Below are 25,226 nucleotides of genomic sequence, written 5' to 3'. Positions count from 1 at the left end.
GATCACACGCATGGCGGGGCTCCTGGGGGGCGGGAGGGCGGGGGTGGCGCGCGCCCGTGCATTGACGCCTGCCGGAACGTTCCGGCAGGCGTCAATGTACGGCCGCCGGAACGTTCCGGCAAGGGGGCGGAGAACAGCCCTCTAGACTTGCGCCCCGTGACCAGCCGCCGCACCGTGACCCTGCTCGACGTCGCACGGGCCGCCGGGGTCTCCAAGAGCACCGTCTCCGACGCGCTCCAGGGGTCCGGCCGGGTGGCGGAGGAGACCCGCCGCCGGGTCCGCGACGCCGCCGACCGGCTCGGCTACCGGCCCAACAGCGCCGCCCGCCGCCTCCGCCGGGCCAGCACCGGCGCGCTCGGCCTGCACCTGCCGCGCACCGCGACCCGGCTGGACTACTACATGACGCTCGCCTTCGGTGCGGTGACCCGCGCCCAGGAGGACGGCCTGGACGTGGTGCTGCTGGCCCCCGACGGCGGGGCCGCGGGGCGGCTCGCCTCGCGCGTGGACGGCTTGCTGGTGATCGACCCCGAGGCCACCGACGAGGCGGTGCCCGGCCTGCTCGACGCGGGCGTGCCGGTGGTCACCGGCGAGCGCTACCTCGGCCCGGCGCCCGCCCCGGCCGGGGCCGTGGTCTGCGACAACGCCGCCTCGCTGACCGCGCTGCTGGACCATGTACGCGCGGCCGGGGCCCGGCGCCCGGCCCTGCTCGCGCCCGCCGGCACCTCCGCATGGGCCACCGCGCTGCGCGAGACAGCGGGGGCCTGGGGCCGTACGCACGGGTGCGGCGTCGCCGTACGGACCGTGCCGTTCGCCGCCACCGCGGACGAGGCGGCACGCGCCACCGTGGATCTGCTGGCGGACGACCCGGCCGTGGACGCGGTGCTGTGCGCGCCCGACGGGGCGGCCGTCGGCGTGCTGCGGGCCGCCTCCGAGACCGGCCGCACGGCCGGGCGGGACCTGCTCGTCGCCTCCTGCGTGGACGGCGCGGCCCTGCGCGGCAGCGCGCCGCCCGTGACGGCGATCGACCTGCGCCCGGACGCGTACGGGCGCGCCTGCGCCGCCCTGCTCTGCGACATCCTGGCCGGGCGGACGGCGCCGGAGACCGTCCGCCACCATGAGTGGGAGTTGCGGGTACGGGCGTCCACCCGGACAGGGGGCCGGCTGTCCTGACGGACCGGCCCGGCGCCGTCCGTTACTTCGCGTACGGGGTCAGCGCCGCCGTCACCGTCGCTTCCAGCGTGGCGGGGTCGGCCCCCGTACGGGAGCGCAGGTTCACCCCGTACGCGAGCAGGGCCAGCAGCTCGGCGGCGGCGTCCGGCTCCGCGCCCGGGACGAGCTGGCCGCGCGCGGCGGCGGTGCGGAGTACCGAACGCATCGCGCCGACCAGCGACTCGTGGTGTGCGTCGAGCAGTTGGCGTACGGCGGGCTCGGTGCTGGACGGTCCGGTGTGCGCGTTGGCGATCATGCAGCCCCAGCGGGCGTACGGGCCGCGGCAGCGCAGCCGGATCAGCTCGGCGAAGAACCCGGTGACCGCGGGCAGGCCGCGCGGGTCCGCCGCCAGCTGCGCGAACGCGGGCCGCGACCACTGTTCGACGTACCGGCGCAGGGCGGCGAGGTAGAGGTCCTGCTTGCCGCCGAAGGTGGCGTAGAGGCTGGACCGGCTGATGCCGGTGCGGTCCACCACCTCCTGGATGCCGGTCGCGGCGACGCCCCGCTCCCAGAACAGCCGGACCACGGCCTCCAGGGCCGCGTCCGGGTCGAAGTGCTTGATGTCCGGCATGCCCGGAGCCCGCCGCCTTCCCGTTCATGTTCATGTGCGCGTCCGCGCCTGTGCACCACGCACACGGACCCGCTTCTTGTATCAGCCGTTCCAAGATATCCCTGCGCAGCCCTTGGCAAGAGAAAGCCGCCCCTTTAACTTGTAACGACCGTTCCAAGTTCCCATGCCGCGTTGCGGGCGTCCTGCACGCCCCTCAGGACAGGTGGTCCAACCCATGAGCCTCGAAGCCGAGTTGCACGCCTTCTTCACGTCCCGCTATCCGCAGATCCCGGCCGCCTCGCGTGCGGTCATGGAGCGGGCCGGACGCGAACTGGCCGAGTCCGGGCAGGCCGCCGCGGCGCCCGGCCCCGGCACGCCGGCCCCCGACTTCACGCTGCCCGCGGCGGACGGCCGGAAGGTCACCCTGAGCGCCCTCCTGACCGAGGGGCCGGTCGTGCTCACCTTCTACCGCGGCGCGTGGTGCCCGTACTGCAACCTCGCGCTGCGCGCCCTCCAGGAGCACCACGCCGCCCTCACCGCGCGCGGCGCCCGGCTGGTGGCCGTCTCGCCGCAGATACCCGACGAGTCCCTGAGCCTCGCCCAGAAGCACGAGCTGGCGTTCGACGTGCTCAGCGACGTGGGCTCCGAGGTCGCCGAGCGGTACGGCATCGCCTTCGACCTCCCCGAGGACCTGGCCGCCGTGTACGACTCCTTCGGCTTCGAGATGCAGCGCGTGAACGGCGGGCATCCGCGCACCCTGCCGCTGCCCGCCACGTTCGTCATCGACCGTACGGGGACGGTCCGCTGGACCTTCGCCGACGCCGACTACGTCAAGCGCGCCGAACCGGCGGACATCCTGGCGGCCCTGGACACCCTCACGGCCTCCTGACTCCGCCCCCACGCACGTCAACGACTACGACAAAGCAGCCTAAACAGATGGAAACCCTCCGCCTCTCCTGAGACGATCCCCGCATGACCACACGTTCCTTCGACGACCTGGTGGCCGAGGCGGAGTCCGTATCCGTCGCCGGCTGGGACTTCTCCTGGCTGGACGGCCGGGCCACCGAGCAGCGCCCCTCGTGGGGGTACCAGCGCTCCCTGGGCGCACGGCTTGCGGGTGCCGCCGCCGCACTGGACATCCAGACCGGCGGTGGCGAAGTCCTGGCGGGCGCCGGGCCGTTGCCGCCGGTCATGGCGGCCACCGAGTCCTGGCCGCCGAACGTCGCGAAGGCGACCGCGCTGCTGCACCCGCTCGGCGCGGTCGTCGTCGCCGACCCGGACGAGCCGCCGCTGCCGTTCGCCGACGGTGCCTTCGACCTCGTCACCAGCCGCCATCCGGCCACCGTGTGGTGGTCGGAGATCGCCCGCGTGCTGCGCCCCGGCGGCACGTACGTCGCCCAGCACGTCGGCCCGGCCAGCGTCTTCGAGCTGGTCGAGTACTTCCTCGGTCAGCAGCCCGAGGAGGTACGGCGCAAGCGCCACCCCGACGACGAGAGCCGGGACGCCGCGGCCGCGGGCCTGGAGGTCGCCGACGTGCGCGCCGAATCCCTGCGCATGGAGTTCTTCGACATCGGCGCGGTGATCTACTTCCTGCGCAAGGTGATCTGGATGGTGCCGGGCTTCACGGTGGACGGCCACCGCGACCGGCTGCGCGAACTGGACGCGAAGATCCGGGCGGAGGGGCCGTTCGTGGCCCACTCCACCCGCTTCCTCATCGAGGCCCGCAAGCCGGTCTGAGGGAGACGCACCCGCCAGGGGGGGGCGGGCGGTGGCGGTCCCCCATGCCTCGTACGCCCGTAGGCCCTTACGCCCGTACGCCCTTACGCCAACTCCACCAACTCCCCGTACTCCCGCCCCCACAGATCCTCCGTGCCGTCCGGCAGCACCAGCACCCGGTCGGGGCGGAGGGCTTCGACGGCACCGGGGTCGTGGCTGACCAGCACGATCGCGCCGGGGTAGGAGCCGACGGCGGCCAGCACCTCGTCCCGGGAGGCCGGGTCGAGGTGGTTGGTCGGCTCGTCCAGGAGCAGGACGTTGGCACGCGAGTGCACCAGACCGGCCAGTGCCAGGCGGGTTCTCTCGCCGCCGGACAGCACCCGTACCGGCTTGTCCGCGTCGTCCCCGGAGAAGAGGAACGCGCCGAGGACGTGCCGGGCCTCGCCGTCGGTCAGGTGCGGCGCGGCGGCGGCCAGGTTCTCGCGGACCGTACGGGACGGGTCGAGCGTGTCGTGCTCCTGCGCGAAGTAGCCCAGCCGCAGGCCGTGTCCGGCGACGACCCGGCCCGCGTCCGGCGTCTCCCGCCCGGCCAGCAGCCGCAGCAGCGTGGTCTTGCCGGCCCCGTTGAGGCCGAGCACGACCAGCCGGCTCCCCCGGTCCACGGCCAGGTCGACGCCGTCGAGCACCTGGTGCTCCCCGTACGCCTTGGCCAGGCCGACCGCGCCCAGCGGCACCCGGCCGCACGGCGCGGGCTCGGGCAGCCGGATGCGCGCGGTCTTCTCGGTGCGCCGGGCCGGCTCCAGCTCCGCGAGCATGCGGTCGGCGCGGCGGGCCATGTTCTTCGCGGAGACGGCCGTCGCGACGTTGGCGCGCATCTTGTCGGCCTGGGTGTGCAGCGCCGCCGCCTTCCGCTCCGCGTTGGCGCGCTCCCGCGCCCGGCGCCGGTCGTCCGCCGCGCGCTGGGCGAGGTAGGTGTGCCAGCCGGTGTTGTGGATGTCGAGCGCGGCGCGCGCCGGTTCCACGTGAAACAGCCGATTGACGGTGTCGGCGAGCAACCCGGTGTCGTGGCTGATCATCATCAACCCGCCCCGGTGGGCGGCCAGGAAGCCGCGCAGCCAGGCGACCGAGTCGGCGTCGAGGTGGTTGGTCGGCTCGTCCAGCAACAGCGTGTCGTGCCCGGCGAACAGGATGCGGGCCAGCTCCACCCGCCGCCGCTGCCCGCCCGACAGCCCGCCCACGGGCTGGTGGAGCACCCGCTCGGTCAGCCCCACCCCGGCCGCGACCCGCGCCGCCTCGGCCTCGGCCGCATACCCGCCGCGCGCCTGGAAAGCGTCCTCGGCCCGCGCGTAAGCGGCCATCGCCTTCTCCTGCGCGGCAGCTCCGACGGCCTCGGCCAGCGCGTCCGAGGCACGCCGCAGATCGTGTACGGCCCGGTCCAGACCGCGTGCGGAAAGAATCCGGCCGCTGACGGTGACGGCCGGATCGGCCGCACGGGAGTCCTGCGGCAGATGGCCGACGCTCCCCGTACGGACGATGTCCCCGGCAGCGGGCCGCAGCCGCCCCGCCAGGGTGTCGAGCAGCGTCGTCTTTCCCGCCCCGTTGCGGCCCACCAGGCCGATTCGGTCACCGGGGGCGACATGGAAGGAAACACGGGACAGCAGAAGCCGGGCGCCGACGCGCACGTCGGCACCACGAACGGTAATCATGGGTAAACACTCCGGAACAGCTCAAGGACACACGGGTGGCGTGGAAGCGGGTGTCCGAGCTAGGAAATCCGGGGGGTCGACATGGGGCCGAGGGTAAACGGCGGGCCGCGGCGATGCACACGGTTTTCCCGCCGAGCCCCTTTTCGGAAGCGCGGCAATGTCGCCCGGGGCCCGGTTACGCCGTGGGCAGGTGAGCCCGTCCGCCGGAGGGGCCGCCGTGGCCGGGAAGCCGCCTTCCCGGCGCCAGGTACCGGGTCCGGCCGTTGGCATCGGTCACCGGCCTGAACCCGGCCGCCTCCAGGACGACGACCTGTTTGGCCTTGTAGCGCCGGTTGACGACGATCCCGACGGGCAGGGACGCCATCAGCAGGGCCCAGACGATGGCAACGATGACGAGGACCGTGGCGTGCGCGCTGAATCTGTACGCGGCGGCCCCGGCCACTGCCGTGAAGCCGATGACGGCGACCGCCAGCATCTGCTTCTCGGTGAGCCGGGAGGCGAGGTCGAAGGCGATACGGGCCTTGACGAGTGCGACCGCGCCGGGCGGGAGAGGCGGCAGCGCACCCCCGTCCGCCGCCCCGGGGTACCGAGCGCTGTTCAGCGCGGCCCGCTCCTGGGCCCGCGGGTCGAGGTCGGGCACCATCGTCATGATCAGCCCGCGGCCCTGCGGCCCGCCGCCTTGCCGCACACTGGCGTAGTCGTACCCGAACTCCTGCGCGATAGCGCCGAGTCGGGCGAGCCTCCCTATGGACGCCATGGCGCTGGTGACGTCGACGGCCTGCCCGCTCGCCATCCGCCTGAGCATCTTTCGAACCTGCCGCTTACTCACCGGCACCCCCGCGTCGCTCGTGTCCCGGCAAGTTTCCCACAGCGGCACGGCCCCGTGGATATCCGGTCGTGCCGGGCTCGTCCGGCCTCCCCCGCTGCCACCCGCCGGAACGCGACGTCGGCCTCCGCGGAATTTTCCACGGAGGCCGGCAGCTCGGGTCCGCAGGTCAGACCTCGGCCGCGATCCAGGCGATGTGCCAGCCGTTTTTGGCGGCATATGCGGGGTCGATGTGCTGGCGGTCGACGCGGCGGACGTAGACACGGAAGCCGGTGGGGGTGGCGTTGTAGACCGTGTTTCCGCCGGTGGTCATCCACATGCGGTCGTCGCCGGTGAGGGCCGCGATATACGCGGGGGTGTCGGTGAAACCGCCCTCGCTCGTGTCGACGTCGATGTATACGCCGTTGCCATTGCGGTCGGGATAATCCTGCCAGCCTTCGCCGGGGGCGGTCCTGCCGGAAAGGAACTTGCCGTTCTGCATTGCTTGCTCCTGTCGCGTCCTCGTAGGAATGCGGACCGGCGATCCACTGATCGGCGGCCCTGGCAGTTTGTGCCCGAAAGTCAGGCATTAGCAAGGCCGTTCGACAGAGTTGGCCAGATGTGGGGAGTGCGTCCGGATGGTGGCCCGGTGGCCGGATCGGGGGGTTGACCTGGGGGCCGTAGGGCCCTAGCCGTGGGTCGCCGACCGGCCGCGGGCGGGCTTCATGATTCTTTCTCGGGAGGGTTGACAGGCTCCGGCGGGCTTACAAACCTTGGACCCAGCCTTTTCTGGCGGCCCCGGCACCATCGACGCATGAGGAATTCGCGATCCGGGCCTCGCGACATGGATCTCTCCGGTACCGCGGCGCATATGCCGCACCGGAGCAGCCGATACGGCCTCTGTGTCGAACGCCGACGACGTCCCGTGCCGCGCTCGCCGCGCCGCTTCCCCGGCACGAGGGCCGATGACGGGCTTTGGAGAGGGTTGTGGCAGCGCCGAAGGAATCGAGGACCGGTGCGGGGGACGGTACGACGGAGCATCCGCGGACCATTTCGCGGGCCAGGACGCCGGTGCCCGCCGGGAACGGCGTGCCGGCGGGCACCGGTAACGGACCGGCCGCGCGGTATGAATTCCGGGCCGCCGCACAATGGGCGGAATTCGGCGCGGTGATCGACCTGGCCTACGGCGGCCATCCGCACTCACCTGCGCACAGCGCCGTGGTCGGTGCATTATTCGAACCCAAACGTTCGCTGGTCGCGTGTTACGGCGGCCGCCCGTGCGCCACCTTCGCCGGATACGCACTGGCGATGACGCTGCCCGGCGGCCCGGTCCCGGTGGCCGGCATCGGATACGTCGCGGTGGCGCCGCCCCACCGGCGCCGCGGCCTGATGCGCGAGCTGCTGCGGCGGGCGCTGACCGCGCTGCACGAGGAGCGGGGCGAGCCGGTCGCGGTGCTGCACTCGACCGAGCCGGGGATCTACGGACGCTTCGGGTTCGGCCTGGCATCCCAGGCCGTCGAGCTGTCCGTACCGCCCGAGGCGCGGGCGTTCACCGATGAGCCGGACGATGGCGGCCTGGTGCTCGATGTCCTCACGCCCGAGGACGGACGGGCCGCCGTCGCCGCCGTCTACGACGCCTGCGTGCCCGGACGCCCCGGCATGCTGCGGCGGGACGACGCCTGGCAGCGCCGCGCCGTCGAGGACGAACCCTCGGCCCGGCACGGCGCGGGGCGGCTGCTGTGCCTCGTCGCGTCGGGCCCCGGCGGCGAGCCCCGCGGGTACGCGCTGTACCGGCTGCGGCCCGCCTGGCAGCGGTCCCGGCCGCGCTACGAACTGACCGTACGAGAACTCTTCGCGCGCGACCCGGCCGCGTACGCCGCCGTGTGGCGCGCGCTGCTGGACACCGATCTGGCCGGGACCGTCAGGGCGCAGACCCGCCCCGTCGACGACCCGCTGCTGGCGCTGCTCGACGATCCGCGCAGCGCCGCGCCCACCCTGCGCGACCAGCTCTACGCCCGCGCCGTCGACCTGGACCGGGCCCTGACCTCCCGCACCTACAGTGCGCCGGTCGATGTGGTGCTGGAGGTGAGCGACGCCATGTGCCCATGGAACGCCGGGCGTTGGCAGCTCACCGCGGACGCCGACGGAATCGCCGAGTGTGTGCGGACAACGGCGGCGGCCGACCTGGCCCTCACCGCCCGTGAAGTCGGCGCGGTGCTGCTCGGCGGCGGCTCGCTGGTCCAGCTGGCACGCGCGGGCCGGGTCGCCGAGCTGAGGCCGGGCGCGCTACGCGCCGCCTCCGCCGCCTTCCGCCACGACCCGGCGCCGTTCTGTCCGATGGCGTTCTGAGGCCGGGCGCCGGTCCCCCCGGGCCGCGCGCCGTCGGCCGATTCCGGTGAACAGCGAAGGCACCAGCCTGCCCCCGTAATCCACCCTTCCCTAGGAGCACCCATGCCCGGACCCGGCTACGCCTTCTTCGGTGACGAGGAGCGCGACAATGTCGAACAGGTCCTGGAAACCTGGTCGCGGACGACCGCCGCGCACTCCTACCCGCTGGGCGACCTCACCCAGACCCGGCTGTTCGAGCAGGCCGCGGCGCACCGGCTGGGCAGCCCGTACTGCCTGTCCGTCAACAGCGGCACCTCCGCGCTGCTGACCGCCCTCGCCGCGCTCGGCATCGGCCCCGGCGACGAGGTCATCGTGCCCGGCTACATGTATGGGGCGTGCCTGGCCGCCGTCGTCTACAGCGGCGCCACCCCGGTGCTCGCCGAGGTCGACGCCTCCCTCACCCTCGACCCCGCCGACGTACGGCAGCGCATCACCCGGCGCACCAAGGCGCTGATGCCGGTCCACATGCTCGGCGCGGCCTGCGACATGGCCGCCCTGCGGCGGATCGCCGGCGAGCACGGGCTGCTGATCCTGGAGGACGCGGCGCAGGCGTGCGGCGGTACCTACCGGGGGCGGCCGCTCGGCACGTTCGGGCACGCGGGCGCCTTCTCGCTCAACATGTTCAAGGTCATCACCGGTGGGGACGGCGGTTTCCTGCTCACCTCCGACGAGCGGGTCTTCCAGCGGGCGTACGGCTTCCACGACCACGGCTGGTTCCCGTACCGGCGCGAGGAGGGCCCCGGCGACCGGCTGTGGGGCCTGAACCTGCGGATGACGGAGCTGACGGCGGCCGTGGCGCGCGCCCAGCTCGGCCGTCTGGACGCCGTGCTGGCCCGTACCCGGGGGCTGCGGGACGAGCTGCTGGAGCAGATTCCCGAGCGGGACGGCATGGTGCGCCGGTTCCTGCACGACGCGGACGGGGACTGCGCGACCGTGCTCGTCCACGTCTTCGACGAGCGGGCCGACGCCGACGCCGTCGCCAAACGGCTCGGCACCAAGACGCTGCTGCACTCGCCCAAGCACTACTACGGCGGCCTGCCCGAACTGCCCTCGCTGGCCGCCCCGGACGGCTCCTCCTGCCCCTTCCGCCCGCCCGCCGAGAGCTGGCGGCGGGACGGCTGGCGGGCGGGCGCGCTGCCCCGTACCGACGACGTGCTCGGCCGGTCGCTGGCGCTGACCGTCGGGACGACCGACACGTATCTGGGCGCCGACTTCGGGGTGAACGTCTTCAGCGGTACGGAGGAGATCGCCGAGGTCGCCGAACGGTTCCGCGAGACGGTCGACGAAGTGCTCGGCTGACCGGCCCCGCAGGCCGCCCCGTACGACCGGCCCCGTACACCGCCCCGCACGCCCGGCTCCGTACGCCCGGCCCCGTACGCCCGGCCTCCCCTCCCGTACGACCGCTCTCCCCTCCCCCCGGACCGCCGCCCCCGCCCGAAGGAAGGACCGTCATGCCCGCGTCCCGAACAACCGCGCAGCTGCCCGGCAGAGCCACCAGGCCCCTGGTCAGCGTCGTGGTGCCGTGCTTCGACGAGGCGGCCGTCATCGGGGAGACGCACCGCCGGCTCAGCGCCGTCCTGCGCGGCCTGCCGGAGTGCGAGTACGAGGTGGTGTACGTCGACGACGGCAGCGGGGACGCCACCTGGGACCGGCTCACCGCACTCGCCGCCGATGACGCGCGGGTCCGGCTGGTGCGGCTGACCCGCAACTTCGGCCACCAGCCGGCCGTTCTGGCGGGCCTGCGCGAAGCGGCCGGGGACGCGGTGGTGACCATCGACGCGGACCTCCAGGACCCGCCGGGCCTCATCGCCGACATGGTCGAGCGCTGGCGCGCGGGCTGGCCGGTGGTCTCCGCGCGGCGCACCGGGCGGGAGGGGGAGAGCCGCTTCAAGACCGGCACCGCACATGTCTTCTACCGGCTGCTGGCCGCCGTCGCCGACCACCCGGTGAACCTGGACACCGGGGACTTCCGCCTGCTGGACCGCGAGGTCGTCCGCACGCTGTCGCTGCTGCCGGAGACCGAGCTGTACCTGCGCGGCTCGGTGTGCTGGGCGGGCTTTCCCGAGACGAGTCTGGAGTACGGGCGGCTGCCGCGGCTGGCCGGCCGGACGAAGTACACCCTGCGCAAGATGGCCGGTCTGTCCCGGCGTGGGCTGCTCGCCTGCTCGTCGGCTCCGGCCAGGGTGCCCGCCGTCGTCGGCCTGGCCTGGCTCGGCGGTACGGCCACGGCCTCGGCCGTGCTGCGCCGCCCGCTGCCGCTGGCCGCGTGGACCTTCGGCGCCGAGGCGGTGCTGCTCGGGCTGCTGGGCGAGTACCTGCTGCTGGTCCACCGCGAGGTGCGCGGCCGGCCGCCGTACGTGGTCCGCCAGCGGTGGGCGGCCGGGGTACCGACGCCGGTGGAGCTGGTGCCGGTGGAGGCGGCCGAGCACTCGAAGGCGTGGGCCGCCGGGAGCACCCTGTGACCGCCGGGGACGGCGGGCAGGACGTGCGCGGGCCGTGGGACGTGATCGTCGTCGGCGCCGGGTTCACCGGGCTGGCCGCCGCGCACGAACTCGGCCGGGCCGGGCTGCGCTGCCTGGTTCTGGAGGCGGACGACCGGGTGGGCGGCCTGGCGGGCACGTTCACCGTCGGCGACCGGCAGCTGGAGCGCTTCTACCACCACTGGTTCGCCTCCGACACGGACATCTTCCGGCTGTGCGCCGACCTGGGCCGCCCCGACCTGGTGCGGCGCCACCACGGCCGTACCGGCTTCTACTACGCGGGCGGCATCCACCGGCTGTCCTCCCCGCTCGACGTACTGCGCTTCGCGCCGCTGCCGCCCGCCGACCGGCTGCGCCTGGGCCGCTCGGTGCTCCGTGCCGGACGCGTCCGGCACTGGCGCGAGCTGGAGGCGCTGACCGCCGAGGAGTGGCTGGTCTCGCTGGGCGGTCGGCGGGTGTACGACCGGGTGTGGCGGCCGCTGCTGGAAGGCAAGTTCGGGCCGTACGCGCCCGAGGTCGGCGCCACCTGGATGTGGACGAAGCTCCACCTGAGGGGCGGCAGCCGCAGCCGGTCGGGCCGCGAGGTCCTGTACTACCTGGTTGGCGGCTGCGGCGCCCTGCTGGACGCCTGGCTGCCCCGGCTGGCCGGTCTGGGCGTACGGATACGGACCGGCAGCCCGGTGTCGGAGGTGCTGACCGGGCCGGAGGGCGTGACCGGTGTCCGGTGCGGCGACGAGGTCATCGACGCGCCCCGGGCGCTGCTGACCTGCGCGCCCGGCCCGGCCGCCGGGCTCCTCGCCGAGTCCGGTCACCCTGCCGTCCCGGCGCTGCGCCGCCGCCTCGGGACCATCCCGTATCTCGCCAACCTGTGCCTGGTGCTGGAGAACGACCGGCCGCTGTCGGACACGTACTGGCTCAACGTCACCGACCCGCACTTCCCGTACGTCGGCGTCATCGAGCACACCAACCTCGACGCGCCGGAGCACTACGGCGGGCGGCACCTGGTCTACCTGTCCACCTACCTGCCGGCGGACGCCCCGCTCTACCGGATGAGCGACGCGGAGGTCTTCCGCCACAGCCTCCCGCACCTGCGCCGGATGTTCCCGGCGTTCCGCGCGGACTGGGTGCGCGCCCACCACGTGTGGCGCGCCGGCCACGCGCAGCCCGTCATCACCCGGCACTACTCGCGGGCCGTGCCCGGCGTGGAAAGCGCCCTGCCGGGCCTCTACCTCGCCTCCATGGCCCAGGTGTTCCCGGAGGACCGGGGCACCAACTACGCGCTGCGGGGCGGGCAGCGCGCCGGCCGGCTGATCGCCGACCGCGTCCGTACGGCGGCGCGCCGTACGGACCGCACCGCACCGCCCCACGACGCCGCCCTACGGATCGGAGCGGACCATGACTGACCCCCGGGCGTTACCGCCCCTGTTCACGACGGAGGACTGCGAACGCATGCCCGCCCACCAGGTGCACGACCTCTACCGGCACTACGTCAGCCGCGCCCAGGTCTCGCTCCTCGGCGCCTTCGGATTCGGCCAGGACCTGGTCGACCACGCGGAGGGCTGCTGGATCACGCTGCGGGACGGGCGTCGCATCCTGGACTTCACCGGCGGGATCGGCGTGCTCAACCACGGGCACAACCACCCCCGGATCCTGGCCGCCCGCCGCCGCTTCGGCGAGCGGCGCGCCATGGAGGTCCACAAGAACTTCCTGTCGCCGTACGTGGCGGCGCTCAGCCACAACCTGGCCCGGCTGCTGCCCGGCGACCTGAACGTCAGCTACTTCCCCAACTCCGGCGCGGAAGCCGTCGAAGGCGCCGTGAAGCTGGCGTACAAATACCACCGCGGGCACCGCGGCACGGTGCTGCACAGCGACATCTCCTTCCACGGCAAGCTGCTCGGCGCGGGCAGCCTCACCGCCTCCCCCGAGGTGGACTTCCCCTACCCCCGTCTGCCCGGCACCGACCACTTCGCCTACGACGACCTGGAGTCCTTCGCGCTCGCCCTGGAACGGCACCGGACGGGCAGCGGCGACAGCGACGTGTACGCGGTGGTGCTGGAGCCGTTCAGCGCGTCCAGCGTGCGCGAGTGCTCGGAACGCTTCCTGCGCGAGGTCCGCAGGCTGTGCACGGAACGGGACATCGTCCTGATCTTCGACGAGGTGTACACGGGCTGGGGGCGGACGGGCACGCTGTTCCACTTCATGCGCCACCCCGGCCTGCTCCCCGACGTGCTGACCACCTCGAAGTCCTTCGGCGGCGGCAAGGCCTCGGTCTCCGGCTACACCGCGCGCGAGCCGGTCTTCCGCGCCGCGTACGACAACCACGCCGACGCCACGCTGCACAGCACCACGTACTACGGCTTCGGCGAGGAGACCGCGACCGCGCTGGAGGCCGTCTCCATCGCCGTCGAGGACGACTATCCGGCGCGCGCCGTGCGGATCGGCGAGCGGCTGGGCGGTGGCCTCGCCGACCTCGCCGCCCGCCACCGCTCCCTGGTGAGCGGCACCTTCGGCCGGGGCGCGCTGCACGGCCTGTTCCTCAACGACGGCAACCCCGGCCTGGACCGGCTGCTGCGCCTGGTGCCCTCGACCTTCGCACGGGACCCGCGCGCCCGCCGCAAGCTCGTCACCGCGGCCGTGATCGCCTCCCTCTACCGGGACTTCGGCGTGCTGGCCTACTACGGCTCCAACCACGGCCTGCCGCTGATCGCCTCGCCGCCGCTGGTGGCGGAGGAGACGGAGGTCGAGGTGTTCCTCCAGGCGCTGGATTCGGTGCTTGAGCAGGGGGCCGGGCGGCTGCTGGCGCGCTTCGCCAAGGACGTACTGGCGCAGCATGTGCCCGTACGGGGCAAGGACGCCAGAGAACAGGTGGTGGCGCGGTGAGCGGCGGACACCTGGTGGACGGCGGGCGGATGGCGCGGGCTCTGCGGGCGAGCGGACTGCCGGCCCTCTGGGCGGCCCGCTATCCGGCGCTCGCCGAACCACTCGTCAGTGCGCGCGCTGCCGCGCATGTCAGCGGGTCGCTGAGGCGACTGCCGGTGGTGTATCGCGTCGGTGCCGAAGTCGCCTTGCGAGCAGTCGGGGTGGCGGGGCGCACCGTACCCGCCTCAAGGTGCGTACGGCTCCCCGGCTTCGCCCGGCTCCTGGCCGTCACCGACTCCCTGGCGCTGTACGGCGGGCTGGACGGTGAGCCGGACTTATGACCCGCCGCCACGTCCCCACCCGCACCGTCTCCTGCGACGCCCTGGTCATCGGCTCCGGCGCCGGCGGCGCAGTCGCCGCGCTGGAACTGGCGCGCGCGGGCCACCCCACCGTCGTCCTGGAGGAAGGCCCCCGGACGACCACCGCGGAGTTGGCCGCGTCCGCACCGGCCATGAACCTGCGCCGCCTCTACCGCGACGCCGGGCTGACCCCCATCCTCGGCAGCCCTGTCATCCCGTACGGCGAGGGCCGCTGCGTGGGCGGCAGCACAGTCGTCAACGGCGGGCTGCTGTGGGCGCCGCCCGACGCGCTGCTGGACCGCTGGGCGCGGGTGATGGGCACCACCGGCTACCGGGCCGAGCAACTGGCCGGGCACCTGAGCGCGGTGTCCGAGCGGCTCGGCGTCGGAGAGCAGCCGCACGGCGACGGCAACGCGGATTCGCGGCTGCTCGCCGAGGCGGCCGACGCCCTGGGCTGGCGGTGGTCCGCCGCCCGGCGGGCCGCCCCCGGCTGCCGCCACCTGAACCGCTGCCCGACCGGCTGCCCCGGCGGCGCCAAGCGCAGCATGCTGGTCAGCTACCTGCCGGAGGCGGAGCGGTACGGGGCGGTGATCGAGCCCGGGACGCGGGCCGTGCTGCTGCGGCACGACGGCGGCACCGTTCAGCGCGTCGTGACCCTCGGCGGACCGGACGGCCGCACCCGCGTCGATTACAGGCCGCGTACGGTTTTCCTCGCCGCCGGGGCCGTCGGCAGCGCCCTCCTCCTCCAGCGCAGCGGCATCCACGCCCGCACCGCGGGGCGCGCCATGGGCTTCCACGTCAACTTCCGACTGGTGGCCCGCTTCCCCGACCCGGTGAATGCCGGACGCGGCACGATCTTCACGGCCCAACTGCGGGAGTTCGAGGACCTGGGCATCCACGTCATGCCCGCCAACCTCACCGCCGGATCGCTCGCGGCGGCGCTCGCCGGGCACGGGCCCTCTGTGGTCAACACGCTGCTGGCGGACCTGCCGCGGGTCGCGGTGTACACCGTGCAGGTACGGATGAGCGGGCGGATCGCCGTCCGTCACCTGCCCGGCGGCGGACGCCTGTTGCGGCACCGGATGGCCCCGTACGACCGCGGTCTGCTGCGCTTCGCGCTCGGCCGGGCGGCGCGGCTGCTGTTCCGGGCGGGCGCCGTGGAGCTGTACCCGCCGAGCCCCGGCGTGCTGCGTTCGGTGGGCGCGGCGCGGGAGTTCGCGGTCCGTGCGGACCCGCGCGGCTGGGACCTGGTGTGCGTCCACGCCATGGCGTCCTGCCCGATGGGGTGGTCCGCACATGGCGGGGTGTGCGACCAGCACGGCCGCCCGTACGGTTTCAGCAACCTCCGGCTGTGCGACGCCTCGGTGCTCCCGGGGCCGGCCGGGATCAGCCCGCAGGGCACGGTCATGGCCTTCGCGCACGAGATCGCCGCCCGCTATCTCTCCTCACCCCCTCAGGTCCCCACGAGGAGGCACTGTGACAGCGACACCCCATCCTGATCCCGACGGCGCGCGGCACCGCGCCGAAGGCCGCCCGCGCGGCCTCGTCCGCCCCACCGGCCCCGTCGTGGAGTGCGACATCGCCGTCATCGGCTCCGGCATGGGCGGCGCGACCCTGGCGTACGCCCTGCGCGGCACCGGCGCGCGGGTCCTGGTCGTCGAGCGCGGCGACTTCCTCCCCCGGGAGTGGCAGAACTGGTCCGCGCCCGCGGTCTTCACCGCCGGGCGCTACCGCAACGCCGAACCCTGGTACGACGCCGGTGCCGGCCGCTATTTCGACCCCGGCGTGCACTACTACGTCGGCGGCAACACCAAGGTCTTCGGCGCCACCCTGCCGCGCTTCCGTGAGGCCGACTTCGGCCCGCTGGAGCACGCGGACGGCGTCTCGCGCGGCTGGCCGTTCCCGTACGGCGTGCTGGAACCGCACTACGCGCGCGCCGAACGCCTCTACCGGGTGCACGGCGCGCGCGGGGCCGACCCGACCGACCCCTGGCGCTCGGGCGAGTACCCGTGGCCCGCCGTGGCGCACGAACCCCCGGTCGCCTCGCTCGCGGAGTCGCTGCGCGCCCAGGGCCTGAAGCCGTTCGCACTGCCCACCGGCGTCGATCTGCGGCCGGACGGCGCGTGTCTGCGCTGCGCCACCTGCGACGGCTTCCCGTGCCTGGTGGAGGCCAAGAGCGACGCCGACGTGTGCGCGCTGCGGCCCGCGCTGGCCGCGGGCAACGTCTCGCTGCTCACCCGGGCCACCGTCACACGGCTGGTGACCGGGCCGTCCGGGCGGCGGGTGACCGCGGCGCTGGCCCGGTACGAGGGCGGGGAGCTGCGGATCCATGCCGAGCGGTTCGTGCTCGCCTGCGGCGCGGTCAACACGGCTGCTCTGCTGCTGCGTTCGGAGCCCGGCGCGCTGCGTACCGGCCCCGTACGGGAATCCGGCCTGGCCAACGGCTCCGGTCAGGCCGGGCGCAACTACATGGTGCACAACTCGACCTTCCTGATGGCCGTCGACCCGCGCCGCGCCGACGAGGTCGTGTTCCAGAAGACGCTGGGCGTCAACGACTGGTACCTGGGCAACGGCACCCACGGCCCGCTCGGAAACGTGCAGGCCCTGGGCAAGCTGCGGGCCCCTTCGGCAGGCGGCCTGTGGCCCAGGGCCCCGCGCCCGCTGCTCGCCGCCGCCACCCGGCGCAGCATGGACCTCTACCTCACCAGCGAGGACCTGCCGGCGCCGGACAACCGCGTCACGGTCGGCCCCAGGGAGCGGGTCGAGGTGCACTGGCGGCCGGTGAACCTGCCACCGCACCGCGAACTGGTGCGCCGCGCCACGGCGATGATGCGCCGGGCGGGCTTCCCCCTGGTCTTCACCCGGCGGATGGGCATCGCCGTCAACTCGCACCAGTGCGGCACCGCGGTGGCCGGGGAGGACCCGGCGACCAGCGTCGTCGGCCCGGACTGCAAGGCGCACGAGCTGGACAACCTGTGGGTCGCGGACAGTTCCTGGTTCCCGTCCTCGGCGGCGGTCAACCCGGCCCTGACGATCGCCGCGAACGCGCTGCGGATCGCCCCCATGGTGGCGGGTACCGCGGACGCGGCGGAGGAGATGGAGGTGCCGTACGGGACCGGGACGAGCGGCCACCGGGACGGCGGCACCGCGGGTCCGTGCCCCACGGGCGGCCCCCGGAGAGACGGGAGGACCGCGGGACCATGATCGTCGATCACGCCTACGACCTGGTCACCGACGACCTCTTCCTGCGCCTGGACGGACTCCTGCCGCACGCCGAGCTGTTCCTGAAGCTGGAGGGCCTCAACCCGGCCGGGTCGGTCAAGCTCAAGACCGCCACCGGCCTGGTCGAGGACGCCGAGCGGCGCGGCGTGCTGCGCCCCGGCGGCTCGCTGATCGAGTCGTCGTCCGGCAACCTGGGCATCGCCCTGAGCGCGGTCTGCGCGGCCAAGGGCTACACCTTCACCTGCGTCACCGACCCGCACGTACCGCGGCAGAGCGTCGCCCTGATGCGCGCGTTCGGCGCCCACGTCTGCACCGTCGACACCCGCGACGGCAACGGCGGCTACCTGGGCAGCCGGATCGCGCTGATCCGCAGCGCCCTGGACCTCGACCCGTCGCTGACCTGGCTCAACCAGTACGCCAACCCGGCCAACCCGGCCGTGCACGCGGCGCGGACCGCGGCCGCCGTGCTGCGCGAGATCCGCGCCGTGGACTACCTCTTCGTCGGCGCGGGCACCACCGGCACCGTCATGGGCTGCGCCGCGCACTTCCGCCGCCACTCGCCCCGTACGACGGTCGTCGCGGTGGACGCCGAGGGCTCGGTGACCTTCGGCGGCCCGCCCGGCCCGCGCCGCATCCCGGGCCTGGGCACCAGCCGGGTGCCGGAGATCTGCCGCCCGCGCGACGTGCACCGGGTGGTGTCCGTGCCCGAGCGGGACGCCGTGCTCATGTGCCGCCGGCTCGCCCGCAGCCACGGCCTGGCCGTCGGCGGCTCCACCGGCTCCGTGCTCAGCGCCGTCCTGCGGCTGCGGTCCGGCATCCCGCCGGGCGCCCGCGTGGTGGCGCTCTCCGCCGACCTCGGAGAGCGCTACCTGGACACCGTGTACGACGACGCCTGGGTCACCCGGCACTTCGGCGCTGCGGCGGCCGGACGGCCCACCCGCTCCCGTAACCCCGGCGCCGCGCCCGCCACCGCCCCAGAGGAGGTTCGCTGAATGCCCCCGTCCTCCCCGGCCGGCCCGGGTCTCCAGGACCTGTACTGGCCGCCCGTCCACCCCTTCGAATCCCTGGACCCGAAGCTGATCCGCTTCGTGGCCGCTCCCCCACCCGCGCGGGCCGCCCAGCTCGCCCGGCTGCGCGCCGACCCCGAGGCGCACGGCCGCTTCCTCCACGACCACCTCGCCACCCTCTACGCCCATTCCCTCGGCTACCGCGACGGCCCGGCCGCGCACGCCCCCGACGACGACCTGGAGATCGCGCTGTACGCGGCCCGCACCCGCCTGGAGCACGAGTTCCTGACGTACGGCTGCTCCCCCGCGCCCGTACCGGCCGTCCGCGGCCAGGAAGCCGCCGCCGACCACCTGGAAGCGCTCGCCGCCGACAACCCCGGCGCCTCCCACCCCCTCTTCCGCTTCCTGGCCACCGACGCCACCCGCGAGCAGATCGAGTACTTCCTGCGCTGCGAACTGATCCGGAACGAGGTCGTGGACGACGAGGTCGCCCTGCTCGTCGTCGGCCTCCAGGGCCACCAGAAGGCGGTCGCCGCGTCCAACCTGTGGGACGAGTGCGGGCGCGGCCGGCTGGAGAACTTCCACACGTACTGGCTGCGCCGCCAGCTCGGCTCGGCCGCCGGCTGGGAAGCACTGGCCTCCTACCGCCGCGACCACCCCTGGTTCGCCAAGCCCACCTCCAACCTCTTCGCCGCGCTGCTGCTGCGCCCCGCCCGCGTGCAGGCCGCGTACGGTTGCTTCCTCGTCTTCGAAAGCTGGGTGGAACCGCACTTCACCCTCCTCCTGGAGGGCATGACGCGGGTGGGCATCCACGACGACGACAGGCGCGTGTACTACACCGCCCACACCCGCATCGACCCGCGGCACAGCCAGGAACTGTGCGACGGCCTGCGCGCCCAGCGGCCCCGGCTCACGCCCCGGGAGGTACGGGCCGCGCTGAACGGGGCCCATCTCGCGGTCGACACGGGCGTGCGGCAGTACGACCGCATCCTGCGTCACTTGGAGACCATGGGCCCGCGGGGTGTACCCGCGCCACAGGCCCAGGGCCACTGAGGCCGGCCGCGATCGGAGGAACCATGACGGACCCGGACCGCAGCACCCGGCAGGCGGGCGCCGCCGACGCCGTACTGACCCTGACCGACTCGGCGACCGACTCGGCGACCAGCTCGGCGACCGGCCCGGAGCTCACCGCGCCGGGGCACGGGCGGGCGGCCGGCACCGCCGTCCCGGCCTCGGCCGCCGGGCCGCCGCCCGACGGTCCCGGCGTCACGCTCGGGCTGGACATCGGCGGCACCGTCCTGAAGTCCGCGCTGGTCGCCCCCGACGGCACGGTCCGGTCCGAGAGCCGCTGCCCCACCCGCTCGGGCGACGGGCCCGACGCCGTCCTGCGCACCGTCCTCGACCACGCCGCCGAGACCCTGGACAAGGCCCGCGCCGCGGACGAGGACGTGCGCGCGGTGGGCATCGCCTCCTGCGGGCTGGTCGACGAGGAGGCGGGCAGCGTGGTGTTCTCGGCCTCCATCCAGTGGCGCGATCTCCCGCTGCGGCGGCTGGTGTCCGAGCAGCTGGGCCTGCCGGTCGCGCTCGGGCACGACGTACGGTCCGGCGGCCTCGCCGAAGCGCGGCTGGGCGCCGGGCGCGGGCACCGGGTCGTCCTCTTCGTGCCCGTCGGTACGGGGGTGGGCGGCGCGCTGCTGCTGGACGGGAAGCCGTTCCCGGGCAGCCACTGGTCCTCGGCGGAGATCGGCCACGTCGTCGCCCAGCCGGACGGCGACCCGTGCCCGTGCGGCCAGCGCGGCTGCCTGGACACCATCGCGGGCGGCGTCGCCGTGGCCCGCCGCTACAACGAGCGGCGCGGCTCGCGGCCCCCGGTCTCCGGCGCCGAGGAGGTGGCGAAGCGCGCGGCGGCGGGCGACCCCGCGGCCGTACGGGTGTGGGAGGAGGCGGCCGACGCGATGGCGCAGACGCTGCTGACGGCCGTCACCCTCTTCGACCCGGCCGTCCTCGTCCTGGGCGGCGGCCTCAGCCAGGCGGGCGAGCAGCTGCGCGCACCGCTGCGGCGCGGCCTCGAACGGCGGGCCGCCTTCCAGGTCCTGCCCGACCTCGTCTTCGCCCGGCTGGGCGAACGGGCGGGCCGGATCGGGGCCGGGCTGCTGGCCTGGGACCTCATCGAGGCCCGTGGCCACGACGGCGTACGGACATGAGCGCAGCTGACGGGTACCGGGCGGGAACGGTCAGGGCCGCGCCCGTACGCGGGCACGGCCCGCCCCAGCCGCACCCTCGCGCCCGCTGCCGACCCGGCCCTGACCGGCCGTCCGGGCCCCGCTGACCGGGTCTGCCCGCGGCGCGGCGGGCGCGGGGGAAACGGGCATGTACACAGCAGTGGGCGCGGCGGACCGGCCCGGGAGGCCGTTGATCGGGTTCGCTTTCCCCAGCCGGGTTCTCCGTCCTCGAAAGGGGCCCCGACCATGGACCATCCCGACTCCGGCACCGGCTCCTCCGGTGCCGAGGCCCCCCGCCCCGCCGGCGCCGACGCGGCGGACGGACCGGACCGCCGCCTCATCGAGGGCCGCACCATCGACGCCGTACCGGAGGACGAACGCCACGGCCGCCCGCGCGACCTGTTCGCCGTCTGGTTCGCCGCCAACATCAGCCCGCTGACCATCGTCTCCGGCACCATCGCGCCGCTCGTCTTCGGCCTCGGCCTGTGGCCGGGCATCGCCGCGGTGACCCTCGGCAACCTGCTCGGCGGCTTCCTGATGGCCCTGCACGCGGCGCAGGGCCCCCGCCTCGGCGTCCCCCAGATGATCCAGAGCCGCGGCCAGTTCGGCAGCCACGGCTCACTGCTGGTCACGCTCGTGGTCGTCTTCATGTACGCGGGCTGGTTCGCGTCCAACCTGGTCATCGCCGGGCAGGCGCTGCACCGGTCGGTGCCCGCCGTGGACATCTCCGGCTGGCTGGTGCTGTGCGCGCTGGCCGGCCTGGTCGTCGCGGTCGTCGGTTACGACCTGATCCACCGGGTCGGCCGCTGGGCCACGGTCGTGACCCTCTCCCTGCTCGCACTGTGCGCCGTACGGGTGTTCCTGACCCCCGGCGTCCTCGACCGCGCCGTGCACGCCACGGGCTTCACCGTCTCCGGCTTCGTCGGCATGACCGCGATCGGCATCCTGCTCCAGATCACCTACGCCCCGTACGTCTCGGACTACACCCGCTACATGCCCGCGCACGCCGCGTCCCGCCGCTCCACCCTGTGGTTCACCTACTGGGGCAGCGTCCTGGGCAGCGTGCTGCCGATGTTCCTCGGCATCGTCATGGGCATCGCGGTGGCGGACGACGCGATCGCCGGGCTGGACACCGTGCTCGGCGGCACCCTCTCGGCCGTCGTCCTGTGCTCCTTCGCCGTCATCGTCGTACACGTCAACTCGATGAATTTGTACGGGACTTCGCTGTGCCTGGTGACCGCCGCGCAGACCTTCCGGCACCGCTGGCTGCCCGGCCGCCCGACCCGCACGGCGCTGATCGCGGCCCCGCTCGCCCTCGGCCTGACCCTCGCCCTGGCCTTCCAGGACACCTTCCTCGCCTCGTACACCGACTTCCTGGCGATCCTCCAGTACGTGCTGATCCCGTGGACCGCCATCAACCTCGTCGACTTCTACCTGATCCGGCGCGGCCGCTACGACGTACCGTCCTTCTTCGCGCCCGGCGGCGGCGTCTACGGCCGCGTCAACGGCCCCGCCGTCCTCGTCTACGCCGCGAGCTTCGCGCTGGAAATCCCCTTCATGCACACCTCGGCCTACACCGGCCCGGTGGCCACCGCCCTCGGCGGAATAGACCTCTCCTGGGCCGTGGGCCTGCTGATCCCGTCCGCCGCGTACTGGCTCATCGCCCGCCGCCGTACCGCCACCGTGCCGCACACCACCGCAACCGCCCCTGCCCCCGCCCTCCCCCAGGAAGGCTCCTGACCATGTCCACCATCCCCGATTTACGCACCGAGGCGGCCCGCCTCCTGCACACCAACCGCTACCTCACCCTCGGAACCGCCACCCCCGACGGCACCCCGTGGACCACACCCGTCACGTACGCCTGGGACGACGCGGACCACTTCTACTGGTGGTCCGCCTCGGACGCGCTGCACTCCCGCAACATCGCCGCCAACCCCGCCGTCTCGGTCCTGGTCTTCGACTCCCAGGTCTCCGACGCCGAGGCCCAGGCCCTCTACGGCGAGGGCACCGCGCACGCCCTCGCCCCGGCCGACCTGCCACCGGCCCTCGCCGTCTTCTACGCCCGCCGTTACCCGGACCCCGCCGTCCGCGCGCGCAAGGCCCGCAGACCCGCCGAATTCCAGGGCGACTCGCCCAAACGCTTCTACTGCGCGACCATCCACACGTACTCGGCCCTCACCCCGGAACCCCACCCGGTCCACGGCACCGCGGTGCCCCACCGGCTCGTCTTCCCCTTCACCACGGCGTGGGCGAAGGCGTACAAGGCGGGCTGAGCCGGGGGCCGAGCGGGGCGTCGCTCAGCGGGACTTCCGCAGCCAGGCGAGCAGCGCCACGAGCGCGATCGGCGCCCCCACGGCCACCTTGGCGGCGAGCTTCGTGGACAGGAAGGCGAAGCCGGGGGTCCACCACTCCATCCACCACGCCACCAGCATGGCCAGCAACACCACCAGGGCAGCGCTCACCACGGACACCGCTATGCGGGCGGCCCGGCTGCCGAGCTGCTCTTCGCTCTCCCCGTCGCTCATGAGTGCGATGCTAACGGGGCGGGAGAAGGCGTCCGTGACGTCAGGCAACGATCTCGCCAGGCAGAACCGGGCGCCGCCGGCCGTACCGCGTGGCGGCCTCGTACGCGGCGCCGACCTGGAGCACGGCCAGATCCGCGCGCGGCGCCCCGATGATCTGGAGCCCCACCGGGAGGCCGTCCGGGGTGAAGCCCGCCGGTACGGACAGCGCGGGCGCGCCCAGCACGGACACGAAGTAGGCCGAGCGCATCCAGTCGATGTACGTACGCTGCGGCTGCCCGTCGACGACGGTCGGGTACTCCAACTCGGCCTCGAACGGCGCCACTTGCGAAACCGGCGCCAACAGCACGTCGTACCGCGCGAAGAAGTCCACGGCCCCCAGATGCAGCCGGGCGCGGCCCACCGTGGCGCGGGCGAGGTCGGCCCCCGTCAGCCGCCGCCCCTCCTCGATGTTCCACACCAGACTCGGCTTCAAGGCCTCGGGGGAAGCATCGAGCGCCCCGCCGAGCGCCATAGCGAAGTGATGAGCCCGCAGCGTACGGAAGACCTCCTCCGCATCGTCCAGATCCGGGCAGTCCTCCTCGACCCGGCACCCGAGCTGCCGGAACACCTCCACCTGCGGTGCCAGTACGGCCCGTACATCGGCGTCGACCGGCACCCGCCCGCCGAGATCCGGCGTCCAGGCCACCCGCAGACCGGCCGGATCACGCGCCGGAAGCTCGCGGAACGCGGCGCCCGCCGTCTCCAGGCTGACCGGGCAGCGGGGGTCGGGCCCCGCCATGACCGACAGCAGCAGCGCGGCGTCGGCGACCGTACGGGCCATCGGGCCGGGCACGGCCAGCGTGTCCCACGGGTTCCACGCCGGGTACGCCGGCACGCGGCCCGGTGTGGGGCGCAGTCCGACGACGTTGCAGAAGGAGGCGGGGTTGCGCAGCGAGCCGCCCATGTCGGAGCCGTCGGCGAGCGGCTGCATGCCCGCGGCCAGGGCGGCCGCCGCCCCGCCACTGCTGCCGCCCGCCGAGCGCCCCAGGTCGTACGGGTTCCGTGTCACCCCGAAGACGGGGTTGAACGTATGCGAACCGGCGGCGAACTCCGGCACGTTCGTCTTCCCGATACGGATCGCCCCGGCGGCCTGGATCCGCTGGACCAGCAGTTCGTCCTCGTCCGGCACGGTCTCCGCGTACAGCGGCGAGCCGCGCGTCGTACGCATGCCCCGGGTGAGGTGGGTGTCCTTGAAGGCGATGGGCAGCCCGTGCAGCGGCCCCGCCTCCCCGCCCCGGGCCAGCCGCTCGTCGGCCGCCGCCGCGGCCGTCATCGCGCCCTCGGGGTCGAGCGTGACGATGGCGTTCACCCGGGAGTTGACACCCTCGATGCGCTCCAGGTGCGCCCGTACGACCTCGCGCGCGGACACCTCACGGCGGCGGATACGGGCGGCGAGGCCGGCGGCGTCGGCGTAGCAGAGGCCGGCGGTGTCGGCTACGGCAACATTTTCGACATCGGCACCGGCGTCGGCACCGGCATTGGCACCTGTGCCGGCACCAGCTCCGGTGAGATCCGCATCCCCACTCATACCCGCAACTCAACACCGTCCAGCAGCGCCCCGACCACCCCCCGGGCCCGCCCGACGGCGTCCTCGTCGCCGGTCCGGAGCCCGCGCGCCCACGCCTCCGCGGCGTCCAGCGCCGCGAGCGCCGGCAGCGCGTACCGCTCCGCGTCCGTCAGCTCCCGCCCGTAACCGCGCAGGAAGGCGGCACGCAGGCCCCGGTCGGGCAGGCACGCGCCGTACGCCATCCGTACGAGGTCTTCCACCGCGCACCCGAGCCGTGCCTGCGCGAATCCGGCGAGCGCCAGGCGCCGCCCCGCCCCGTCCCACAGGAAGTGGTGCTCGCCGGCATCGCCGTGGAGGAAGCCGGCAGGCAGCGGCGGGAGCAGGTGGAGCACCGCGGCGTGATCGAGGACGAGCCGTCGCTGCGCCGCGTCGAGCGCGCCCGCGGCCGACAGCGCGGCCACGTGTTCCTCGGCGGCGGCGCGCCGGTCGGCGGCCCAGCGGTCCGCGCCGCCCGCCGGGCGCGCCGTGCCGCACGCGTCGTGGAGACGGCGCAGCACCCCCCCCGCCTGCCGGTACAGCTCCGTACGGTCCGCACGGCCGAGCCCGGCGCCGGACGCGCCGGTCCCCGGCAC

At 74.1% G+C, this 25,226-nt stretch carries 23 protein-coding genes; 16 read left to right on the top strand and 7 right to left on the bottom strand.

Translation table 11 applies throughout. The features are described from left to right. Window positions 1–156 precede the first annotated feature (156 nt). A complete protein-coding gene (locus IH45_RS0136740) occupies window positions 157–1,170 on the top strand; it encodes a LacI family DNA-binding transcriptional regulator (protein WP_030679144.1) in 1,014 nt (337 codons plus the stop codon). Window positions 1,171–1,192: 22 nt separating this feature from the next. On the opposite strand, the gene IH45_RS0136735 is transcribed toward IH45_RS0136740, so the two are convergent. Beyond that, window positions 1,193–1,780 (bottom strand): TetR/AcrR family transcriptional regulator, encoded by a 588-nt coding sequence (locus IH45_RS0136735; RefSeq protein ID WP_030679143.1) that lies wholly within the window; start codon window positions 1,778–1,780, stop codon window positions 1,193–1,195. Window positions 1,781–1,994: 214 nt separating this feature from the next. Here IH45_RS0136735 and IH45_RS0136730 point away from each other — a divergent pair, with 214 nt between their 5' ends. Together IH45_RS0136730 and IH45_RS0136725 are read left to right on the top strand one after the other, a co-directional pair. Then, window positions 1,995–2,648: a peroxiredoxin-like family protein gene (locus IH45_RS0136730; protein WP_030679141.1), complete on the top strand. Its 654-nt coding sequence runs from the start codon at window positions 1,995–1,997 to the stop codon at window positions 2,646–2,648. Window positions 2,649–2,731: 83 nt separating this feature from the next. Beyond that, window positions 2,732–3,496, top strand: a complete 765-nt coding sequence (locus IH45_RS0136725) for a class I SAM-dependent methyltransferase (protein WP_030679137.1) — start codon at window positions 2,732–2,734, stop codon at window positions 3,494–3,496. A gap of 83 nt (window positions 3,497–3,579) precedes the next feature. On the opposite strand, the gene IH45_RS0136720 is transcribed toward IH45_RS0136725, so the two are convergent. From IH45_RS0136720 to IH45_RS0136710, 3 genes are all read right to left on the bottom strand, one after another. Continuing rightward, window positions 3,580–5,181: an ABC-F family ATP-binding cassette domain-containing protein gene (locus IH45_RS0136720; protein WP_030679135.1), complete on the bottom strand. Its 1,602-nt coding sequence runs from the start codon at window positions 5,179–5,181 to the stop codon at window positions 3,580–3,582. Between the two features lie 175 nt (window positions 5,182–5,356). Beyond that, window positions 5,357–5,974 (bottom strand): hypothetical protein, encoded by a 618-nt coding sequence (locus tag IH45_RS0136715; protein ID WP_050515450.1) that lies wholly within the window; start codon window positions 5,972–5,974, stop codon window positions 5,357–5,359. A gap of 202 nt (window positions 5,975–6,176) precedes the next feature. Continuing rightward, the gene (locus IH45_RS0136710) at window positions 6,177–6,488 is read right to left on the bottom strand and encodes a hypothetical protein (RefSeq protein ID WP_030679115.1); all 312 of its coding nucleotides are present in this window, start codon (window positions 6,486–6,488) and stop codon (window positions 6,177–6,179) included. 569 nt (window positions 6,489–7,057) lie between these two features. On the opposite strand from IH45_RS0136710, the gene IH45_RS0136705 reads away from it, so the two are divergent. From IH45_RS0136705 to IH45_RS1000000145640, 13 genes are all read left to right on the top strand, one after another. After that, entirely contained in the window at window positions 7,058–8,335 is a 1,278-nt protein-coding gene (locus tag IH45_RS0136705; protein WP_050515449.1) for a GNAT family N-acetyltransferase, read from the top strand. A gap of 102 nt (window positions 8,336–8,437) precedes the next feature. Beyond that, window positions 8,438–9,673, top strand: a complete 1,236-nt coding sequence (locus IH45_RS0136700; RefSeq protein ID WP_030679109.1) for a DegT/DnrJ/EryC1/StrS family aminotransferase — start codon at window positions 8,438–8,440, stop codon at window positions 9,671–9,673. 152 nt (window positions 9,674–9,825) lie between these two features. Next, window positions 9,826–10,836: a glycosyltransferase family 2 protein gene (locus IH45_RS0136695; RefSeq protein ID WP_050515448.1), complete on the top strand. Its 1,011-nt coding sequence runs from the start codon at window positions 9,826–9,828 to the stop codon at window positions 10,834–10,836. Next, window positions 10,833–12,257 (top strand): NAD(P)/FAD-dependent oxidoreductase, encoded by a 1,425-nt coding sequence (locus IH45_RS0136690; protein WP_199810759.1) that lies wholly within the window; start codon window positions 10,833–10,835, stop codon window positions 12,255–12,257. The genes IH45_RS0136695 and IH45_RS0136690 overlap by 4 nt, the downstream gene beginning before the upstream one ends. After that, window positions 12,250–13,734, top strand: coding sequence for an aspartate aminotransferase family protein (locus tag IH45_RS0136685; RefSeq protein ID WP_050515447.1), 1,485 nt, complete (start codon window positions 12,250–12,252; stop codon window positions 13,732–13,734). Before IH45_RS0136690 ends, IH45_RS0136685 begins: the two co-directional genes overlap by 8 nt. After that, window positions 13,731–14,054, top strand: coding sequence for a hypothetical protein (locus tag IH45_RS0136680; RefSeq protein WP_030679099.1), 324 nt, complete (start codon window positions 13,731–13,733; stop codon window positions 14,052–14,054). Before IH45_RS0136685 ends, IH45_RS0136680 begins: the two co-directional genes overlap by 4 nt. Continuing rightward, window positions 14,051–15,571 carry a GMC family oxidoreductase gene (locus tag IH45_RS0136675; RefSeq protein ID WP_030679097.1) on the top strand — a complete coding sequence of 507 codons (1,521 nt, stop codon included), beginning with the start codon at window positions 14,051–14,053 and terminating at the stop codon, window positions 15,569–15,571. Before IH45_RS0136680 ends, IH45_RS0136675 begins: the two co-directional genes overlap by 4 nt. Further along, complete coding sequence (locus IH45_RS0136670) at window positions 15,549–17,276, top strand: GMC oxidoreductase (RefSeq protein WP_030679095.1); 1,728 nt, start codon at window positions 15,549–15,551, stop codon at window positions 17,274–17,276. Before IH45_RS0136675 ends, IH45_RS0136670 begins: the two co-directional genes overlap by 23 nt. After that, window positions 17,273–18,286, top strand: coding sequence for a 2,3-diaminopropionate biosynthesis protein SbnA (gene sbnA, locus IH45_RS0136665; protein WP_030679093.1), 1,014 nt, complete (start codon window positions 17,273–17,275; stop codon window positions 18,284–18,286). Before IH45_RS0136670 ends, sbnA begins: the two co-directional genes overlap by 4 nt. Then, on the top strand, window positions 18,287–19,354 hold the full coding sequence (locus IH45_RS0136660; protein WP_050515446.1) for an iron-containing redox enzyme family protein: 1,068 nt from the start codon (window positions 18,287–18,289) through the stop codon (window positions 19,352–19,354). A 23-nt stretch (window positions 19,355–19,377) separates the two neighbouring features. Further along, window positions 19,378–20,505: an ROK family protein gene (locus tag IH45_RS0136655; RefSeq protein WP_234440812.1), complete on the top strand. Its 1,128-nt coding sequence runs from the start codon at window positions 19,378–19,380 to the stop codon at window positions 20,503–20,505. 264 nt (window positions 20,506–20,769) lie between these two features. Next, window positions 20,770–22,263: a purine-cytosine permease family protein gene (locus tag IH45_RS0136650; RefSeq protein WP_050515445.1), complete on the top strand. Its 1,494-nt coding sequence runs from the start codon at window positions 20,770–20,772 to the stop codon at window positions 22,261–22,263. A gap of 2 nt (window positions 22,264–22,265) precedes the next feature. Continuing rightward, window positions 22,266–22,796 (top strand): pyridoxamine 5'-phosphate oxidase family protein, encoded by a 531-nt coding sequence (locus IH45_RS1000000145640; RefSeq protein WP_050515444.1) that lies wholly within the window; start codon window positions 22,266–22,268, stop codon window positions 22,794–22,796. A gap of 24 nt (window positions 22,797–22,820) precedes the next feature. On the opposite strand, the gene IH45_RS0136640 is transcribed toward IH45_RS1000000145640, so the two are convergent. The 3 genes from IH45_RS0136640 to IH45_RS0136630 all read right to left on the bottom strand — a co-directional run. Beyond that, window positions 22,821–23,048 (bottom strand): hypothetical protein, encoded by a 228-nt coding sequence (locus IH45_RS0136640; protein ID WP_158813395.1) that lies wholly within the window; start codon window positions 23,046–23,048, stop codon window positions 22,821–22,823. A gap of 40 nt (window positions 23,049–23,088) precedes the next feature. Beyond that, a complete protein-coding gene (locus tag IH45_RS0136635) occupies window positions 23,089–24,615 on the bottom strand; it encodes an amidase (protein ID WP_030679079.1) in 1,527 nt (508 codons plus the stop codon). Continuing rightward, on the bottom strand, window positions 24,612–25,226 hold a 615-nt coding region (locus IH45_RS0136630; protein WP_158813393.1), incomplete at its 5' end, for a phosphotransferase. The genes IH45_RS0136630 and IH45_RS0136635, both read right to left, overlap by 4 nt.

The organism is Streptomyces rimosus subsp. rimosus, from assembly GCF_000720725.1.
In the GTDB taxonomy this organism is placed as follows: domain Bacteria; phylum Actinomycetota; class Actinomycetes; order Streptomycetales; family Streptomycetaceae; genus Streptomyces; species Streptomyces rimosus_A.
Note: the sequence above shows the minus strand (reverse complement) of the source record. Positions and strands in the feature narration are given on the sequence as shown.

Bases quoted from the DNA above. Each gene is read 5' to 3' on its own strand.
- IH45_RS0136735 (WP_030679143.1), bottom strand. From the start codon at position 1,780: ATGCCGGACATCAAGCACTTCGACCCGGACGCGGCCCTGGAGGCCGTG.
- IH45_RS0136730 (WP_030679141.1), top strand. From the start codon at position 1,995: ATGAGCCTCGAAGCCGAGTTGCACGCCTTCTTCACGTCCCGCTATCCG.
- IH45_RS0136725 (WP_030679137.1), top strand. From the start codon at position 2,732: ATGACCACACGTTCCTTCGACGACCTGGTGGCCGAGGCGGAGTCCGTA.
- IH45_RS0136720 (WP_030679135.1), bottom strand. From the start codon at position 5,181: ATGATTACCGTTCGTGGTGCCGACGTGCGCGTCGGCGCCCGGCTTCTG.
- IH45_RS0136715 (WP_050515450.1), bottom strand. From the start codon at position 5,974: ATGGCGAGCGGGCAGGCCGTCGACGTCACCAGCGCCATGGCGTCCATA.
- IH45_RS0136710 (WP_030679115.1), bottom strand. From the start codon at position 6,488: ATGCAGAACGGCAAGTTCCTTTCCGGCAGGACCGCCCCCGGCGAAGGC.
- IH45_RS0136700 (WP_030679109.1), top strand. From the start codon at position 8,438: ATGCCCGGACCCGGCTACGCCTTCTTCGGTGACGAGGAGCGCGACAAT.
- IH45_RS0136695 (WP_050515448.1), top strand. From the start codon at position 9,826: ATGCCCGCGTCCCGAACAACCGCGCAGCTGCCCGGCAGAGCCACCAGG.
- IH45_RS0136685 (WP_050515447.1), top strand. From the start codon at position 12,250: ATGACTGACCCCCGGGCGTTACCGCCCCTGTTCACGACGGAGGACTGC.
- IH45_RS0136675 (WP_030679097.1), top strand. From the start codon at position 14,051: ATGACCCGCCGCCACGTCCCCACCCGCACCGTCTCCTGCGACGCCCTG.
- sbnA (WP_030679093.1), top strand. From the start codon at position 17,273: ATGATCGTCGATCACGCCTACGACCTGGTCACCGACGACCTCTTCCTG.
- IH45_RS0136660 (WP_050515446.1), top strand. From the start codon at position 18,287: ATGCCCCCGTCCTCCCCGGCCGGCCCGGGTCTCCAGGACCTGTACTGG.
- IH45_RS0136655 (WP_234440812.1), top strand. From the start codon at position 19,378: ATGACGGACCCGGACCGCAGCACCCGGCAGGCGGGCGCCGCCGACGCC.
- IH45_RS0136650 (WP_050515445.1), top strand. From the start codon at position 20,770: ATGGACCATCCCGACTCCGGCACCGGCTCCTCCGGTGCCGAGGCCCCC.
- IH45_RS1000000145640 (WP_050515444.1), top strand. From the start codon at position 22,266: ATGTCCACCATCCCCGATTTACGCACCGAGGCGGCCCGCCTCCTGCAC.
- IH45_RS0136640 (WP_158813395.1), bottom strand. From the start codon at position 23,048: ATGAGCGACGGGGAGAGCGAAGAGCAGCTCGGCAGCCGGGCCGCCCGC.
- IH45_RS0136635 (WP_030679079.1), bottom strand. From the start codon at position 24,615: ATGAGTGGGGATGCGGATCTCACCGGAGCTGGTGCCGGCACAGGTGCC.